Origin of the sequence: Micromonospora echinofusca, from assembly GCF_017614955.1 — a bacterium.
GTDB lineage: Bacteria > Actinomycetota > Actinomycetes > Mycobacteriales > Micromonosporaceae > Micromonospora > Micromonospora echinofusca_A.
On the sequence record NZ_WVUH01000149.1, the window covers coordinates 1 to 16,658 of the forward strand.

A 16,658-nucleotide genomic window follows, 5' to 3' on the forward strand; every position below is an offset into this window, starting at 1 on the left:
GCGGTGGCGGTGCGGGCCCGGCGGTGCCGGCCGTACCAGGCGATGCCGATCGCCACGCCGACACCCACCCCGAGTGCGGCGGCTGCCACCGGTACCCCCGGCCGCTCCCGTAGCCGGCGCCCCAGCGGCACCGGGTGCCGGAACTCCAGTACCGGCCAGGCATTCTCCGTGGCGAGCCTGCGCAGGGCGCGGTCCGGGTTGACCACGCTCGGGTGCCCGACGCACTCCAGCAGTGGGCGGTCGCTCACCGAGTCGGAGTACGCGTACGAGTCGGCCAGGTCGTAGCCCCGCTTCTCGGCGAGGGCGGTCACCGCCTCGACCTTGCTCGGGCCGGCGGCGTAGAACTCGACCTCGCCGCTGTACCGGCCGTCGTGCACCGCCATCCGGGTGGCGATCACATCCGTCACGCCCAGCAGTTCGCCGATCGGACGGACCATCTCCTCGCCGGAGGCGGAGACCAGCACCACGTCCCGGCCGGCCGACTGGTGTTCCTCGATCAGTGCGGCGGCTTCGGCGTACACGTAGGGGTTGATCAGCTCGTGGAGCGTCTCCGCGACGATCTGGCGGACCTGTTCCACCTGCCAGCCCCTGCACAGCTCGGCCAGGTAGTCCCGGGTCCGGGCCATGGTCTGCTCGTCCGTGCCGCCCAGCCGGAACATCAGCTGCGCGTACGCGGACTTCACCACGTCCCGCCGGGTGATCAGGCCGTCCCGGTAGAACGGCCGTCCGAACGCCAGGGCGCTCGACTTGGCGATGACGGTCTTGTCCAGATCGAAAAAAGCGGCACTTCGGCCCACGGCGCGAAAGTCTAGCCGCATGTTCTATGGTCGGGCGGTGCCCGGGGGGCCGCCCCGTACGACGCCCTGATGGCAGGGCTGCTGGACGTGATGGCAGTCACACTCTGCCACCGGAATTTTGCACTGAGTGGAGAGAACACCACTCGACGTGTACACATCGTCTCAGGCATGCTTGTCTTTACGACACAGTTTCATATGTCTCGTCGTAGACGACCCTCGGCGGTTGCACCCCCCGTGACCGCTGAGCGGGTTCGGCTCAACCCCCCCCGGAGCCGAACTCTCGACGACCCCCGTCAACCCCCCGACGGGGGTCGTCCCTTTGGGTCGGGAACGCTACCGCGCAGCCTGACCCGGAGCCGCCCGGTCAGCGCGCCGTGCCGGCACCGACGACGGGGCGGAGCAGGGTGATCCGTCGCGCGCCCAGTTCGGTGACGTACAGGTTGCCGGTGGCCACGTCCTGCGTCAGGTCGAGCGGCTGGTTGAAGCCGGTGAATCCGGTGATGCCGGTTCTCCGGTTGGAGAGCCTGCCGTCGGCGGCCACGTCGAAGGCGACGATGTCCTGACCGGACGAGTAGCGCACGTAGAGTAGCCGACCGTCGAGTGCCCCGCCGACGTACTCGACCGCCCCGTTGGCCGAGGCGTGCAGGCCGGCGTCGTAGATCCCGGCCAGGTCGAGGTTGCGGTCCGGCAGGGTGCCGGCCGGATAGGCGGTCATCTGGTACGCGTCGACGCCGCTGGTCGGGTTGCCGCCGGCCAGTACCCACTCGCAGCGGGTCGGGTTCGGGTGGCCGTAGTAGCGGTTCCGTTTGACGTCGAAGACGTAGTCCGTCTCGGCCTGCGGGTTGCTGGTGATCGCGGGTACCACCGGCCCGGTGTACGGCCCGTCTGGCCGGGTGGTGCAGGCCGCCGGCAGGGGGTTCGGGGTGGCCGGCGTGTTGCCACCGGCCGCCGAGCCGTTGGTCGGTGCGTACAGGTGCCCGTTACGGTGCCAGACCAGGTCGTAGGCGTTGCGGATGCCGGTGGCGTGGAGCGTCAACGGGGCACCGGACGCGTACGGATCGTAGCTGCCCCCGCCGTCGCGGGTCCTGGCGTTCAGCGGCAGGATCGCCGGCAGTCTCGCCGGGTCCAGGCGCAGCACCGCCGCGTTGAGCAGGTGTTCGGGACGGTTGCCCCAGGTCGGGTCGGCCGCACCCATGGCGTTGTTGGCGCCCTGGGAGACGTACAGGGCACCGTCGGGGCCGAAGGCGATCGAGTTGGTCTCGTGGTCCTTGATCGAGCGCGGCAGGCCGGTCACCACGTCGGTGTACGTGCCGAGGTCCGGTCCGCTGAGCCGGGCGATGTGACTGGACCAGTCGGGCACGTCGTAGACCCCGACGAACTGGTGGTTGTCGGTGATCCACAGGACCGGGTTGGTGGGGGTCGAGGCAGGGTCGAAGGCCAGCCCGACGATCGTACGGTTCGGCGCGCCGGAGAGTCCGGCCGCGACCGCGTGGGTCCGGACCGTGGAGATCACCGTCGGGGAGCCGAGCGTGCCGTCGGCGCTGATCGGGTACCGGTACAGATAGCCGTTGAGCGTGGCCGCGTAGAGCCGCCCGTCGGGGCCCTTCACCACGCTGGTGTACGACGCCGAGACGGCGCCGCTGGTCACCTTCTCGAACGCCACCCCGGGCGGGGGAGGCGCCCCGGCGCCGGTGGCGAAGACGATCGAGTACGGCTGGAAGGCGTTGCCGGCGAGGTCCTGCACGCCGCTGGTGATGTCGAAGCGGTACAGCGTGCCGGCCGCCAAGGGTGCGGTCGGCGACAGGTTGATCACGTCGCCACCGCCGCTGGTGATGACGTTCGCCGCCACCTGCCGCCCGTCGGCGACCGACGTCAGCCGGACCGTGCCGGCGGTGAGTGTCGCCGGGTTGACGCCCCCGGCCGGTAGCCGCAGGTCCGCCACGACGCTGGTGGTGGGGTCGACGCTGCTCGCCAGGTTCGCCGGTGTGCTGGTACGCACCGACGGGGCGACCCCGGTCACGGCGACGATCGTGACGTAGTTGAACTTGGTGTTCGTGCCGGCCTGCGGGCTCAGGGTGAGCCTGCCGTCGGTGACGTTCACGACCCGGGTGCCGCTCGCGTGCTTCGTCGTCGCGTCGGGCCGGAAGGCGGCCACCGCGTTCTGGTTCTCGATGTTCAGATAGTGGACGCTGTCGACGGCGGGGCCCGCGTCACCGACGACGCCGGTGACCGCGTAGGCGCCGTTGGGGACCGCCACCTCCCAGGCGCCGGGGATCGGGGTCCCGGACGAGGTGGTGGGCAGTTGCGCGTGCATCAGCGTGGCCAGCCGTACGTCGGGGTTGCTGGCCTTCCCCCGGTTGCGTCCGTTGCCGACGAGAGCGACCGGGGTGGTGGTGCCGATCCGTACCCAGCCGTAGCTGACGCCAGCACCCCGGTCGCCGTAGGCGTCGCCACTGTCGCGCCGGTAACCGGCCGGCGGTGGGGTCGCCGGGTCGGAGAAGTTGACGTTCAGCGCGAACGCCGCCCGCGTGCCGGGTCCGGGGGCGGCCGGGGCCGCAGCGGCGGGCAACGGTGCGGCCAGCGGCCCGGTGGCCACCAGGCAGAGGGTCAGCAGAAATCGTGAAACGGGGCGCATCCTGCCAGTATTTGAATTCTATCGTCACGAATATGTAGATCTGCGTTCACACCTCGCCGGTAGCGACTTCGGGCGCGCCGGCGCACTGTCGCGTGTGCTCCAGGAATCTGGATCGGCATACTGCCGCATTCCTGGAGCGACCATCCCAGCGAGCGGTAGCGATAGCTGCCGGATACCACCGGATAAGAACCGGTTTTCATAGCAGATCCATTGGAGTTCCGGCGGTTTTCCACAGGGCGCCCGGTTGTCCACAGCGGACGGTGCAGAACCAGCGGGCAGCACGGTGGCAGCGGCACGGTGGACCGGTACGACGAGCCCGTACCGGACCCAGGAGGCCGTGATGCCACCCCGTACCTCCGTGCCACCACTGCGGCGGTTGCCGCTGATCGTCACCACCGACAGTGCCCTCCTCGACGAACTGCTCCGGCTCGCCGCCGCAGCCGGTACCGAGGTGGAGGTGGCCGCCGATCCCGCTGCCGCCCGGCCCCGGTGGTCACCGGCACCGCTGGTGCTGGTCGGCACGGACCAGGCCCAGGCGTGTCTGCGTGCCCGGTTGCCGCGCCGGCCGAGGGTGGTGCTGGTCGGACACACCGGCACCGGTGACCCGGGCTGGGACCTCGCCGAGCTGATCGGCGCCGAGCACATGGCGATGCTCCCGGCCGCCGAACCGTGGCTGGTCGACCGGCTGGCCGAGGGGCCCGGTCGGCAGCAGCCGGACGGTACGGGCCGGATCGTCGCCGTCGTCGGCGGCCGGGGCGGTGCGGGGGCGAGCGTCCTGGCCGCCGGGCTCGCGGTCACCGCCGCCCGGGCCAGACTCCGTACCCTGCTGGTCGACGCCGACCCTCTCGGCGGAGGGCTCGACCTGGTGCTCGGCTGGGAGCAGCTCGAAGGGCTGCGCTGGCCGGCGCTCACCCGCACCGACGGGCGACTGGACGTGCCGGCCCTGGTGCGGGCGCTGCCCAGCCGGGGTGACCTGGTGATGCTCTCCTGGGACCGGGGTGACCTGCTCCACCTGCCGGCCGAGGCGATGGCGGCGACCCTGGACGCCGGCCGCCGGGGCCGGGACTTCGTCGTGGTGGACCTGCCCCGGCAGCTCGACGACGCGGCCGTGATCGCGTTGCAGAGCGCCGACCAGGTGTTCGTCGTCGTACCGGCCGAACTGCGGGCCACCGCGGCGGCGGCCCGGGTGGTCGCCGGGGTCGCCCCGCACTGCACCCGCCTCGCGGCGATCGTGCGCGGGCCGGCACCCGGCCGGCTCAAGGCCCGTGAGGTGGCCCGGGCCCTGGACCTGCCGCTGGCCGGTACGCTCCGACCCGAGCCCGGTCTGGTGCGGGGCCTGGAACGCGGCGAGGCGCCCACCGCCGACGGCCGTGGCCCGCTCGCCGAGCTCTGCCAGCGCATCGTCACCGACCTGGTCAGCCTGCCGGCCAGCGGTGCGGCATGACCGGCCTCCCCGGTGAGCTGGCCGCCCGGGTACGGCACCGCTTCGCCGCCGACGGCGCACCGGTCACCCCGGCGGCGATCGTCTCGGCGGTACGCGCCGAACCCGAGGTGGCGGTACTCGGCGACACCGCCCTGCTCCGCGTCGCGGACCGGGTGCACGACGACCTGACCGGCGCCGGTCCGCTGGCCCCGCTGCTGGCCGATCCGGCGGTCACCGACATCCTCGTCAACGGTGTCCGGGTCTGGGTGGACCGGGGGCAGGGGCTGCGACAGGTGCCCGTGCCGCTGGGCACCGTCGACGACGTACGTCGGCTCGCCCAGCGCCTGGCGGCGGCCTGCGGGCGCCGGCTCGACGACGGTTCGCCGTACGCCGACGCGCGCCTGCCCGACGGGACCCGGCTGCACGCCGTACTGCCCCCGGTGGCGACGGACGGTCCGTACCTGTCGCTGCGGACCTTCCGGCAACGTCCGTTCACCCTGGACGAGCTGGTCGCCCACGGCACCGTGCCCCGGGCGGTGGCACCCCTGTTGCACGCCATGGTGGCTGCCCGGCTCGCCTACCTGGTGGTCGGGGGTACCGGATCCGGCAAGACGACGTTGCTCAACACCATGCTCGGGCTGGTACCGCCGACCGAGCGGATCGTGCTGGTCGAGGATGCCGCCGAGCTGCGCCCCGCCCACCCGCACGTGGTCGGCCTCCAGGCCAGGACGTCCAACGTGGAGGGGGCGGGCACGGTCGGCCTGAGCGACCTGGTCCGGCAGGCCCTGCGGATGCGCCCGGACCGGCTGGTCGTCGGCGAGTGCCGGGGCGCCGAGGTGGTGGACCTGCTCGCCGCGTTGAACACCGGCCACGACGGCGGCGCCGGAACACTGCACGCCAACGCGCCGACCGACGTACCGGCCCGGCTGGAGGCGCTCGGCCTGCTCGGCGGGCTGCCCCGGGCCGCCCTGCACGCCCAGGTCACCGCAGCACTCCAGGTGCTCCTCCAGGTCCGCCGGACCGGTCAGGGGCGGGTCCTGGAGTCGGTCTGCCTGCTGGTACCGGACGGTCCGGAGCGACTGCTGACGGTGGTACCGGCGTGGATCCGGGGACGCGGACTGGGGCTCGCCGCCCGGGCACTGGCCACCCTGCTCGCCGAGCGGGACGTGCCGGTTCCGCCGATCCTGACGCACTCCTGGGCCGGTCCCGCGCAGCCGGTCACCGCGACCCCGTCGGCCACCCCGGCACCCGAGGCGCAGCGGTGACCGGCGGATGGTGGTGGGCGGCCGGCTGCCTCGGCGCCGCCGCCCTGGTCGCCGGCTGGCCACGGCGCGGGCGCCGACACCGGTTACGGCAGGTGACCGCAGGACACGCCGGACAGTCGTCGCCCGGTCGGATCGTCGAGCTGCGTACCCGGCTCGCCGCGTACCGGCCGCCCGTTCGGCGGGGCATCCTGCTGGCGGCGCTGCTGGCCGGGCTGCTCGGCCTGCTCGCCGCCGGTCCGGTGGCCGGGTTCGCCCTTGCTGCGTACGGCGGGTTGGCGGCCCGGGCCGGACTGCGGCAGGTCACCCTCCGTGAGGCCGAGCGGGCCCGCCGACGTCAGCTCGACCAGCTCTGTGCACTCGCTGCGGACCTGCGGGCCGGTCTGCCCGCCTCCGCGTTGCCGGGCATGTCGACCGGCGGCGCCTCCGGTGCCGACCGGCTCACCGAGTTGACCCACGCGGCGGTACGCCTCGCCGAGCGGACCGGGGCACCCCTGGCGGACCTGATCGAGCGGATCGAGGCCGACGCGCGAGCCACTGCCCGGGGACTGGCCGCAGCCGCCGCACAGGCTGCCGGTGCCCGGGCCACCGCCTGGTTGCTGGCGGCGCTGCCGGCGGGCGGCATTGCACTCGGGTACGGCATCGGTGTCGATCCCCTGCGGGTCCTGCTGCACACGCCGGTCGGAGCAGGCTGCACGGTCGGTGCCGTGGTGTTGCAGATCGCCGGTCTGGCCTGGGCAGATCGACTCAGCGCCGCACCGGCGCGGGCCACGTGATGTACCCGCTGACCGCTCCCGTCGTCGGGGCCGTCGGGGCAGCGGTGCAGACCGGCGCCGGGACCACTCTGACCGGTGGGTTGGTCGTCGGCGGTGGCTTCCTGGTGGCGGTGGCCGTGCTGCTGGCCGCAGTACCGCTCGCCCCACCTGGCCGGGCAGCCCGGCACCGGCTGCGTCGGGTCGCCGCGTCCCGGACCGGTACCCGGCAGGCAGGAGCGGCCCGGGGCGGCCGTCGACCCGACCGGGTCCGGCTCGGTGCGGCCCTCGGCGGCCTCGCCACCGCCGTTGCTGTCGGTGGTTGGTGGGGCCTGCTGGTCGGGGCGGGCACGTCGGTTCTGCTCGACGTTGCCCTGCGCCGGCTGGAACCGGCCGACGTCCGGCGTCGACGGGTACGGGAGACGGCTGACCTGCCGCTCGCCGCAGACCTGTTGGCGGCGGCACTCCGGGCCGGAGCACCGGTCGCGCAGGGGGTGGAGGCGGTCGCCGCCGCACTCGACGGTCCGCTCGGTGAGCGTCTGGTCCGGGTCGGGCGCACCCTCCGGTTGGGCGGTGAGCCGTCCGAGGCATGGGACCACCTGGCTCCGGTGACCGGTGCCGACCGGCTCATCGCCGCGGCGGTCCGCTCGGCCGCGAGCGGTGCCGCACTGGCCGGCGCGTTGAGCCGGCTCGCCGACGACCTGCGGGGTGACCGGAGCGTCGCTGCGGAGGCGGCCGCCCGGCGGGCCGGCGTACTCATCGTGCTGCCCCTCGGGCTCTGCTTCCTGCCCGCCTTCATTCTCGCCGGCCTGGTGCCGGTGATCGTCGCCGTCCTCGGCGACGTGCTCTAGAAACCGTCGAGAGAGGAGCACCACCGTGCGCAAGCTGTTCGCGCGACTGCGCGGGGACGCCGGGATGAACACCGCCGAGTACGCCGTCGGCACGCTCGCCGCCGTCGCCTTCGCGGGTATCCTGCTCAAGGTTCTGACCTCGGGCAACGTCCAGTCCGCGTTGACCGCAGTCATCGACCGGGCGCTGAAGTGACCGGGCGCCGACAGGCCGGCCGCCGTCCGGGGCGCTCAACGACCGGGCAGTTGCAGGTGCCCACCGTAGCCGCTCGTACCCGGGCAGCGGCCCGGGCCGGCCGCGACCGGGGTTCGTTCACCGCCGAGCTGGCGGCCGGCCTGCCGGCGCTGATGCTGCTTCTGCTGGCCGGGTTGACCGCGGTCAACGCGGTCACCACGAAGGCACACTGCGTGGACGCGGCGCGGGATGCGGCACTGGCTGCCGCGCGGGGTGAGGCCGGCGACGCCGCCGGGCGTCGCGCCGCTCCGGATGGTGCGACGGTGTCGGTGAACGTCGGCGGTGATCTGGTCACCGCGACGGTGGAAGCCCCCGTGCGCCTGCTCAGTACGCGGTTGCCCCGGTTCACGGTCAGCGCCACCGCAGTCGCCGCCGTCGAGCCCGGCCAGTCGGGGCCGGTCCAGTGAGCGGTGGACGATGCCGGGCGTCAGTCGGGGATGACGATCCCGGCCGGCCCGGCGGCTCCGGGAGGTCGGAGCGTGCCGGCTCTGGGAGGTCGGAGCCTGCCTCCGACCGGGGGAGCGCGACGATGTGGCTGCTCGCCGTCGGTCTGGTCCTGGCCGTCGCTGGTCTGTTCGGGGCGGCGGTGGGTGCGGCCCGGCTGGCCCGGCACGAGGCGCGGGCAGCGGTGGACCTCGGGGCGCTGGCCGGAGCAGGTCGGGCACTGGAAGGCCCGGCTGCTGCCTGTGCCCGGGCGACGGACGTCGCCCGGCGCAACGGTGGCGGAGTCGTGGGCTGCGAACTTGACGGACTGGATCTGGTGCTGACCGTGGCGGTGACGGTCGAGCCGCTGCCGGGCTGGTCCCGGCGGGCGGTCGCCACCGCCAGAGCCGGCCCGGTCCGTGGCTGACCGTCGGTCCGGCCTGTGGCTGACCGTCGGTCCGGCCGGCTGCTGTCCGGCTTTCAGGATGTCGGGGTGTCCCCTCGGCGCGGACACCCCGACATCCTGAAAATCGTGCGGCCGGTCAGGGGATCGTGCGGCCGGTCAGGGGATCGTGCGGCGGGCCGGGAGATCGTGCGGCCGGCCAGGGAATCGTGCGGTCAGCGTGGAGCGCCGTCGGCGGTGGCCCGCAACTGCCAGGCGTTCAACACCTGGTGGATGCTGCGCAACCGCTCGTTGATCTGTTCGAGTCGTTCGGCCTGGGCCAGGGTGGCGAGCGCCTGGCCGAACGCGATCTGCTGGTCAACCGTCAGCTTCTCCTGGTTGATCATGTAGAGCAGGTCGACGGTTTCGGTGATGGTGTCAGCCACGGCATCCTCCCGGAGTTCGGCGCATGGAAGTGCAGGCAGCGCAGGAGTGCACCAGGTGCGTGGAAGCGCTCCCACCCCTCAGTTTCCGGAATGAAGATCGTTTATTCCTGCTCGTCGGGCGGCAGGTTGGCCAGTACCACGTCGAGGACCTTCACCGCATCCGCCTTGTTCAGCGGGTTGTTGCCGTTGCCGCACTTGGGTGACTGCACGCAGGACGGGCAGCCGGTCTCGCAACCGCACCCGACGATCGCCTCGCGGGTGGCCCGGAGCCAGGCCGACGCCACCCCGTACGCCCGCTCGGCGAAGCCGGCCCCGCCCGGGTGACCGTCGTAGACGAACACCGTCGGCGCTTCGGTGTCCGGGTGTACCGCAGTGGACAGACCGCCGATGTCCCACCGGTCGCAGGTGGCCACCAGGGGCAGCAGGCCGATCGCGGCATGCTCGGCGGCGTGCAGCGCACCGGGGATGTCGGCCGTCTGCACCCCGGCCGCCGCCAGCGACTCCGGTGACAGGGTGAACCAGACCGCGACCGTCCGCAGTTCCCGGGCCGGCAGGTCGAGCGGCCGGGTGTCCAGTACCTCACCCGAGGCGATCCGGCGTCGCTGGTAGGAGACCACCTGACTGGTCACGTCGACCTCGCCGAGGAACATCCCGACCGGCCCGGCGTCGGCGTACGCCCGGACCGACACCACCGACAGCGAGGTGACGTCCCGGGCGTGGGTCGACCAGTCCGGCTCCTCGGCGTGCACCAGCGCGCAACTGTCGTCCAGATCCAGCTCGTCGACGACGTACGACACGCCCTGGTGGAGGTAGACCGCGCCGGGGTGCACCAGGAAGTGCGACGAACCGGCGTCCACCGTGCCGAGCAGCCGGCCGGTGGCCGACTCGACCACGCAGACCGGGCTGCCGCCCTCGCCCCGCAGATCCACCTCCGGCCGTTCCCGGTGCCGCCAGTACCAGCCTGTCGGGCGCTGCCGTAGCGCCCCGACCTGCACCAGTTCCTCGACCGCCTCCTTGGCGCCCGCGCCGAACAGGGTCAGGTCAGCCGGGGTCAGCGGTGCCTCGGCAGCCGCGCAGGCCAACTGCGGCCCGAGCACGTACGGGTTGGCCGGATCCAGCACGGTCGCCTCGACCGGCCGGCCGAACAGGGCCTCCGGATGGTGCACCAGGTACGTGTCGAGCGGGTCGTCCCGGGCGACGAGCACGGCCAGCGCCTCCTGCCCGGCCCGGCCGGCCCGGCCGGCCTGCTGGCGCAGCGACGCCCGGGTGCCCGGGTACCCGCAGATCAGGACCGCGTCCAGGCCGACCAGGTCCACGCCCAGCTCCAGCGCGTTGGTCGAGGCCAGCCCGAGCAGTTCCCCGTCGAGCAGGGCCCGTTCCAGTCGGCGCCGTTCCTCCTTCAGGTAACCGGCCCGGTAGGCGGCTACCCGGTCGCCGAGGCCGGGTACCGCCTCGTCGAGGGCGCGCCGGGCGGTGGTGGCGACCACCTCGGCGCCCCGCCGGGAGCGGACGAAGGCGAGGGTGCGTACCCCGGCGGCCACCGAGTCGGCGAGCAGGTCGGCGGTCTCCCGCAGCGCCGAGCGGCGGACCGTGGCCAACTCCTCCGGGGTGTCCGGGGAGACGGGGAGCAGTGGTGGTTCCCAGAGGGCGAAGGTCACCCCGCCCCGGGGTGAGGTGTCCTCGGTGACCGCCGTCACGGGCAGCCCGGTGAGCCGGCTGGCGGCGGTCGCCGGGTCCCCGGCCGTGGCCGAGGCCAGCACGAGGACCGGGCTGCTCCCCACCCGGGCGCAGAGGCGGCGCAGCCGGCGCAGGACGTGCGCCACGTGCGAACCGAAGACCCCACGGTAGGTGTGGCACTCGTCGACGACCACGACGGCCAGCCGGCGCAGGAAGGTCGCCCACTGGGCGTGCCCGGGCAGGATGCCGTGGTGCAGCATGTCCGGGTTGGTCAGCACGAACCGGGAGTACTTCCGGATCCACTCCCGTTCCGCGCGCGGGGTGTCGCCGTCGTAGCAGGCGGGGCGTACCCCGTCCAGCTCCAGGGCGGCGACGGTGCGCAACTGGTCGGCGGCGAGTGCCTTGGTCGGCGCGAGGTAGAGCACCGTGGCCCGGGGGTCGGCGAGCAGCCGGGCCAGCGCGGGTAGCTGGTACGCCAGGGACTTGCCGGAGGCCGTCCCGGTGGCCACCACCACGTGCCGGCCGGCGTACGCCAGCTCGGCGGCCTCGGCCTGGTGCCGCCACGGTGCCGGCACTCCGCGCCCGGCGAGGGCGGTCCGTAGCTCGGCCGGTGTCCAGGCCGGCCAGTCGACGGTGGTCCCCGGTCGGGCCGCCACCTCCTCGACGTGGGTGACCGGGTCGGTGGTGGCCCGGGCGCGCAGCCGACGTAGCAGCTCGGCCGGGGGTACGACGGCCGGACCGGCCGGTCGTTCGGGGCCCGGGCCGGCGGCTACGGTGGCGGCGGAGGTCACCCGTCGACTGTCGCACCGATTCCCGGAAATGAAAAAGCCGGCGCCCGGGTACTGGGGAGGGCGGCAGGCGCACCCGGTGGGACGGTCGGCGCAAGATGGTTAGATGCCAGGAGCGTTCTGGCAGAGGAGGGACCCTGATGGAGCTGTCGCTGGCGACCCGCACGGTCGGCGAGTGCACGGTGCTCGAGGTCGGTGGCGAGGTGGATGTCTACACCGCTCCGCGCCTGCGGGAACGCCTCATCGAGCTGATCGACGCCGGTGCCCGCCGGGTGGTGGTGGACCTGGGCCGGGTCGACTTCCTCGACTCCACCGGCCTGGGTGTGCTGGTCGGTGCGCTCAAGCGGCTCCGCTCGGTCGGTGGGACCTTCGCCCTGGTCTGCGACAAGGAGCCACTGCTCAAGATTTTCCGGATCACCGCGCTGGACCAGGTGTTCCCGTTGCACCCGACGGTCGACGCGGCGGTGGCCGCCGGCGCGGCCGGCAACGGCGCGTGATGTCGACCGTCCGGCTCTCCTTCTCGCCCGCGCCGGTGCACGTACGTACCGCGCGGCTGGTCGGGGTTGCCGTCGCCCGTCGGGCCGGCGTCGCGGAGGAACTGCTCGACGAGGTACGCCTGGCGATCGGCGAGGCGTGTACCCGGGCGGTCGCCCTGCACCGTCAGTACGGGCTCAACGATCTGGTCCGGGTCGAGATGTCGGACTCCGGGGCGTACACGGTCCGGGTGATCGATCGGGCGCCCATCGAGGCCGGTCTCGGCCTGGCCGCGCTGCCGCCGGACGAGTTGGCCGACGAGTCGCTCACCGACGAGGCGCTCACCACCGGTGTGGGGTTCGCCCTGCTTGCCGGTTTCGTCGAGGATCTCCAGGTGCGTCCGGTGGACGAGGGCATCGGCACCGAGGTCCGGATGGTCTGGCCCGTCAACCGCTGACCAGGCACCTGTCCGTCAAGTGGCAGGCACCTGTCCGTCAAGGGGCCGGTGGCACAGGATATCGATACCTGTGCCACCGGCCCCTTGATCAACTATGGGTGTGGATCCGACTTCTGCCCGTAACCGGCCCGGCTTATATCAGATTCCTCGCGTTAACACAGTTACGAAGATCATCGCGACACGGCGCCCCCTAGGTGTGACCTCCGACACTGGCTGGGGCTAAAGTACGCGGGTTATCAGCAAGTGTCCCGGCCCGTAGCCAGCGGGTATGGGTGATCATCGCTGGTCCGCACGCTTGGGTTGGCGCAGGCACTTGCGAGTCCGCATGGAGCAAGCCGGGTCGGTTCGACGCTGCCCGGCGCGAGTGTTCGGTACAGGAGGACATTGATGTCCGGGACCTTGGCAGCCGAGAGCGGCGGCCTGTCCCTTGCCGGAGCGAACCTGTCGTACGTCATCATCGCCGCGGTCATCGCGTTGGTGGCGCTCGGCTTTGCCGCCGCCCTCACCAAGGCGGTCCTGGCAGCCGGCAAGGGCACCACAAACATGCAGGAGATCTCCGGGGCCGTCCAAGAGGGCGCCTCGGCCTACCTGCTCCGCCAATTCAGGACCCTCGCGATTTTCGTCGTGATCGCCGTGGTGCTGCTCTTCCTGCTGCCGGTGCACGACACCGACAGCAGCGAGACCCTGGTGAAGATCGGCCGCTCGGCCTTCTTCGTCGTGGGCGCCCTGTTCAGCGCGTTCATCGGCGGCGCGGGCATGGCCCTGGCCACCCGGGCGAACCTGCGGGTCGCCGCCGCCGCGCGTGAGGCGGTCGGCGGCCGGGAGGCCGCGATGAAGATCGCCTTCCGGACCGGCGGTGTGGTCGGTTTCCTCACCGTGGGCCTCGGCCTCTTCGGCGCCGCGCTGGTCGTCCTGCTGTTCAAGGGCGACGCGCCGACCGTGCTGGAGGGCTTCGGCTTCGGTGCCGCACTGCTCGCCATGTTCATGCGGGTCGGCGGCGGTATCTTCACCAAGGCCGCCGACGTCGGTGCCGACCTGGTCGGCAAGGTCGAGCAGGGCATCCCGGAGGACGACCCGCGCAACGCCGCGACCATCGCCGACAACGTGGGCGACAACGTCGGCGACTGCGCCGGCATGGCCGCCGACCTGTTCGAGTCGTACGCCGTGACGCTGGTCGCCGCGCTCATCCTGGGGCGGGCCGCGTTCGGCGCCGACGGGCTGGTCTTCCCGCTGATCGTCTCCACGATCGGCGTGCTCGTCGCGATCATCGGGGTCTTCATCACCCGGCTGCGGGCCAGCGACCGGTCCGGGCTCACCGCGATCAACCGGGCGTTCTACCTCTCCGCGGTGCTCTCCGCGGTCCTGGTCGGCATCGCCGCCTACGCGTACCTGCCGGCCAGCTTCGGCGGTTTCGAGGGCGGTCTGGCCAACCCGGACGGCACCCCGATCGACGGCAACCCCCGGTTGGTCGCCATCGGCGCGGTCGTCATCGGCATCGTGCTGGCCGCCGCCATCCAGGCGCTCACCGGCTACTTCACCGAGACCGAGAAGCGTCCGGTGCAGGACATCGGCAAGAGCTCGCAGACCGGCCCGGCCACCGTCATCCTCGCCGGCATCAGCGTCGGCCTGGAGTCGGCGGTCTACTCCGCGCTGCTGATCGGTGCCGGCGTGTTCGGGGCGTTCCTGCTCGGCGGCAGCTCCATCACCCTGTCGCTGTTCGCGGTGGCGCTGGCCGGTACCGGCCTGCTCACCACCGTCGGCGTGATCGTGGCGATGGACACCTTCGGCCCGATCTCCGACAACGCCCAGGGCGTCGCCGAGATGTCCGGTGACATCGACGAGAACGGGGCCCGGATCCTCACCGAGCTGGACGCGGTCGGCAACACCACCAAGGCGATCACCAAGGGCATCGCGATCGCCACGGCGGTCCTCGCCGCCACCGCGCTGTTCGGTTCGTACACCGACACCCTGAAGACCGCGTACGCGGACGCCGGGGTCGGTGACGTGGGTGCGGAGATCCTCAACTCGCTGAACGTGGCGAATCCGCGCAACCTGGTCGGCCTGATCATCGGTGCGGCGGTGGTGTTCCTCTTCTCCGGTCTGGCCATCAACGCGGTGTCCCGCTCGGCCGGTGCCGTGGTGATGGAGGTCCGCCGGCAGTTCCGTGAGCTGCCCGGGATCATGGACCGCACCCAGCGTCCCGAGTACGGCAAGGTCGTCGACATCTGCACCCGGGACGCGCAGCGTGAGCTGATGACCCCCGGACTGCTCGCCATCCTCGCGCCGATCGCGGTCGGTTTCGGTCTCGGTCCGGGCGCCCTCGCGTCGTACCTGGCCGGGGCGATCGGGGCCGGCACGCTGATGGCGGTCTTCCTGGCCAACTCCGGTGGTGCCTGGGACAACGCCAAGAAGCTCGTCGAGGACGGCGCGTACGGCGGCAAGGGCTCCGAGTCGCACGCCGCGACGGTCATCGGTGACACCGTCGGTGACCCGTTCAAGGACACCGCCGGCCCGGCGATCAACCCGCTGATCAAGGTGATGAACCTGGTCTCGCTGCTGATCGCGCCGGCCGTGGTGGCCTGGAGCGTGGGCGCCGACCGGAACACCGGCCTGCGGGTGACGATCGCCGTGGTCGCCACGTTGATCATCGTGGCGGCGGTGGTGTTCAGCAAGCGCAAGCCGGTCGCGATGTCCGACACCGACGCCGGTGCCGGATCGGCCACCCCCGACCAGCGGGCGGCGACCGCCCGGAGCTGAACCGGGTGGAGGACCGGACCCCGGCTGATCGTGAACCGGGAAAAGGTCGAACCGGGACGAACCGGGTCCCCGACGGTGCCACCGGCACCGGCCGGGGACCCGTGCCGTTCCGGCCGCCCCTGACCGGCCCGACCGTGGACGACTGTCTGGTGGCGTATCCCGGGGGAAGCCGTACGCTGCAACGCATGCGTACGTGCCGGGCGGCAACCGCCGGAAAGCTGACGGTGGTCCTGGCTACGCTCGTCCTCGCGGTCAGCGGCTGCGGTGCCGGCCCCAGCCCCCGGGCCTGGGCCGCCTCGGTCTGCGAGGCGCTCGCCCCGTGGCGCGCCGAGATCAGCAAACTGACCACGTACACGCAGCAGCAGATGACCGCGCAGACCACACCGGCGCAGGCCAAGGAGAACCTGGTCCGCCTCTTCGCCGGGGCCGAGCAGGCCAGCGAGACCGCACGGCAGCGGGTCGAGGACGCCGGTGTCCCCGACGTCGAGCAGGGCGCGGCGGTCTCGAAGGGCTTCCGGACCTCCCTGGGCAAGGTGCGCGACGCGTACGGCAAGGCCCGGCGGACCATCGAGGCCCTGGACACCGGCCCGGCCAGCACGTTCTACGACGGGGTGAAGGCCGCCGTGGACACCCTCAACCGGGAGTACGACGCCAGCGCGCTGGACACCAGCAAGCTGCGTTCGACAGAGCTGCAACAGGCCTTCGACGAGGTCCCGGAGTGTCGCTGACGCCCGCTGGCGAGTTACCACCCCCGGTGCCGGAGCCCGAGCCGGTCCGGCAACTCTCCCTGTTCGGCGCCGAGGCGGCCGACCCGTCCCCGGCCGACCTGGCCGGTCTGCTCGCCGGCCCCGGCGAGATCGTGCGGATGGGCGGTACCGCCCGGGTGTCGGTCACGGTCGCCGAGGCCTGGCGGGTGCACGTCCTGGTCGCCGAACTGACCCGCCGGGGACTCGCCCCGACCTGGGAGCCGGCCGGCGGGGAGGGCGGGCACGAGGTCCGCACCGCGTACGCGACGACGCTCGCTCCGCTCGGCACGGCCTGGCTGGTCGACGGGGTGAAACAGCCACCACCCGGGTTCCACCTCAACGGTCGGCGGCTGCGACTCTGGACGGCTGCCGCCGGGGTGCCCGAGCCCGGTGGGTACCGGCTGCACCTCGGCGTCGCCGACGAACCGTGGTGGCCGGCGGTGGGGCGGGCGCTGGCTGCCATCGGCCTGCCGGCGGTGCTGGTCGGGACGGGCGCGGGCGGGCCGGCGTACCGGATGACCGGTCGGCGCCGGACGGCCCGGCTGGCGGAGCTGGT

At 72.8% G+C, this 16,658-nt stretch carries 16 protein-coding genes; 12 read left to right on the forward strand and 4 right to left on the reverse strand.

The genetic code is table 11. The features are described 5' to 3' along the window. Nucleotides 1-797, reverse strand: a 797-nt coding sequence (locus tag GSF22_RS17835) for an HAD family hydrolase (protein WP_208814752.1), incomplete at its 3' end; no start/stop codon positions are given. A 364-nt stretch (nt 798-1,161) separates the two neighbouring features. Beyond that, nucleotides 1,162-3,432 (reverse strand): Ig-like domain-containing protein, encoded by a 2,271-nt coding sequence (locus GSF22_RS17840; protein WP_208814753.1) that lies wholly within the window; start codon nt 3,430-3,432, stop codon nt 1,162-1,164. 340 nt (nt 3,433-3,772) lie between these two features. Here GSF22_RS17840 and ssd point away from each other — a divergent pair, with 340 nt between their 5' ends. From ssd to GSF22_RS17875, 7 genes are all read left to right on the forward strand, one after another. Next, a complete protein-coding gene (gene ssd / locus GSF22_RS17845; RefSeq protein ID WP_208814754.1) occupies nt 3,773-4,876 on the forward strand; it encodes a septum site-determining protein Ssd in 1,104 nt (367 codons plus the stop codon). Further along, a complete protein-coding gene (locus GSF22_RS17850) occupies nt 4,873-6,120 on the forward strand; it encodes a TadA family conjugal transfer-associated ATPase (RefSeq protein ID WP_208814755.1) in 1,248 nt (415 codons plus the stop codon). Before ssd ends, GSF22_RS17850 begins: the two co-directional genes overlap by 4 nt. Beyond that, the gene (locus GSF22_RS17855) at nt 6,117-6,893 is read left to right on the forward strand and encodes a type II secretion system F family protein (protein WP_307804083.1); all 777 of its coding nucleotides are present in this window, start codon (nt 6,117-6,119) and stop codon (nt 6,891-6,893) included. Before GSF22_RS17850 ends, GSF22_RS17855 begins: the two co-directional genes overlap by 4 nt. Before the next feature lie 68 nt (nt 6,894-6,961). Further along, nucleotides 6,962-7,720 carry a type II secretion system F family protein gene (locus GSF22_RS17860; RefSeq protein ID WP_439957790.1) on the forward strand — a complete coding sequence of 253 codons (759 nt, stop codon included), beginning with the start codon at nt 6,962-6,964 and terminating at the stop codon, nt 7,718-7,720. Between the two features lie 25 nt (nt 7,721-7,745). After that, entirely contained in the window at nt 7,746-7,913 is a 168-nt protein-coding gene (locus GSF22_RS17865) for a DUF4244 domain-containing protein (RefSeq protein WP_088997060.1), read from the forward strand. 56 nt (nt 7,914-7,969) lie between these two features. Beyond that, nucleotides 7,970-8,359, forward strand: a complete 390-nt coding sequence (locus GSF22_RS17870) for a TadE family type IV pilus minor pilin (RefSeq protein WP_208814756.1) — start codon at nt 7,970-7,972, stop codon at nt 8,357-8,359. Continuing rightward, nucleotides 8,356-8,802, forward strand: coding sequence for an Rv3654c family TadE-like protein (locus tag GSF22_RS17875; protein WP_307804085.1), 447 nt, complete (start codon nt 8,356-8,358; stop codon nt 8,800-8,802). The genes GSF22_RS17870 and GSF22_RS17875 overlap by 4 nt, the downstream gene beginning before the upstream one ends. Nucleotides 8,803-8,993: 191 nt before the next feature. Here GSF22_RS17875 and GSF22_RS17880 read toward each other — a convergent pair whose 3' ends face one another. Next, a complete protein-coding gene (locus GSF22_RS17880) occupies nt 8,994-9,203 on the reverse strand; it encodes a hypothetical protein (protein WP_208814758.1) in 210 nt (69 codons plus the stop codon). Between the two features lie 101 nt (nt 9,204-9,304). Then, on the reverse strand, nt 9,305-11,671 hold the full coding sequence (locus tag GSF22_RS17885) for a DEAD/DEAH box helicase (protein WP_208814759.1): 2,367 nt from the start codon (nt 11,669-11,671) through the stop codon (nt 9,305-9,307). A gap of 137 nt (nt 11,672-11,808) precedes the next feature. Here GSF22_RS17885 and GSF22_RS17890 point away from each other — a divergent pair, with 137 nt between their 5' ends. The 5 genes from GSF22_RS17890 to GSF22_RS17910 all read left to right on the forward strand — a co-directional run. Continuing rightward, entirely contained in the window at nt 11,809-12,165 is a 357-nt protein-coding gene (locus GSF22_RS17890; protein ID WP_208814760.1) for an STAS domain-containing protein, read from the forward strand. Beyond that, entirely contained in the window at nt 12,162-12,599 is a 438-nt protein-coding gene (locus GSF22_RS17895) for an ATP-binding protein (RefSeq protein ID WP_208814761.1), read from the forward strand. Before GSF22_RS17890 ends, GSF22_RS17895 begins: the two co-directional genes overlap by 4 nt. 387 nt (nt 12,600-12,986) lie before the next feature. Continuing rightward, nucleotides 12,987-15,356: a sodium-translocating pyrophosphatase gene (locus tag GSF22_RS17900; RefSeq protein ID WP_208814762.1), complete on the forward strand. Its 2,370-nt coding sequence runs from the start codon at nt 12,987-12,989 to the stop codon at nt 15,354-15,356. Nucleotides 15,357-15,541: 185 nt separating this feature from the next. After that, nucleotides 15,542-16,084, forward strand: coding sequence for a hypothetical protein (locus GSF22_RS17905; protein ID WP_208814763.1), 543 nt, complete (start codon nt 15,542-15,544; stop codon nt 16,082-16,084). Nucleotides 16,085-16,110: 26 nt separating this feature from the next. Then, nucleotides 16,111-16,658: hypothetical protein (locus GSF22_RS17910; RefSeq protein WP_208814764.1), on the forward strand; the 548-nt coding region annotated here is incomplete at its 3' end.